Annotated in this window: 1 protein-coding gene; it reads right to left on the minus strand. The window is 58.9% G+C overall.

Going from position 1 to position 620, the window contains the following annotated elements; genetic code table 11:
- Positions 1-11 precede the first annotated feature (11 nt).
- Positions 12-620: IS30 family transposase (locus tag AB6724_RS21835; protein ID WP_369340629.1), on the minus strand; the 609-nt coding region annotated here is incomplete at its 5' end.

Genomic DNA, 620 nt, shown 5'->3' on the forward strand with positions numbered 1-620 from the left:
GGGTTGTGGATTCAACCGGTCGATGCAACGCACTCGTCAAACATCTCAGCCGGGGTTCTGTAGCCCAAGGTCTTCCTAGGGCGCTCATTTAGCTTTCGGGCAATCGCATCCAACTCATCCTGTGAGTAGCCCGAGATGTCGAGGCCCTTGGGCAGATACTGCCTGAGCAACCCGTTGGTGTTCTCGTTCGTTCCGCGCTGCCACGGATTTTGCGGATCGCAGAAGTAGACCTGGATGTCAGTGGCCACCGTGAATCGTTTGTGCCCCGCCATCTCCGATCCTCGATCCCAGCTCAAGGAGCGATAGAGCTCTTGCGGCAAGGTCTGTGCATGCCTGGCCAGCGCCGCAGCGACGGTGTAGGAGTCTTTGTCCACCAGCTTGACCAGCATCACGTAGCGCGTGTGTCGCTCGACCAGCGTCGCAATCTGGCTGTAGGCATCGCCGAACAACAGATCGCCTTCCCAGTGGCCTGGAACTGCCCGATCCTGAATGCAGGCTGGACGCTCGCTGATGGGCACTGCATCGACGATACGCCCATGAATGGGTGTTTTCTGCGTGTAGTGGCGTGAGCGACGCATCCCCCGGGTACGCCGCAGGTGCTCCAGAAGCTCTTTCTTTAA

Origin of the sequence: Comamonas guangdongensis (assembly GCF_041079535.1) — a bacterium.
GTDB lineage: Bacteria > Pseudomonadota > Gammaproteobacteria > Burkholderiales > Burkholderiaceae_C > Comamonas > Comamonas guangdongensis.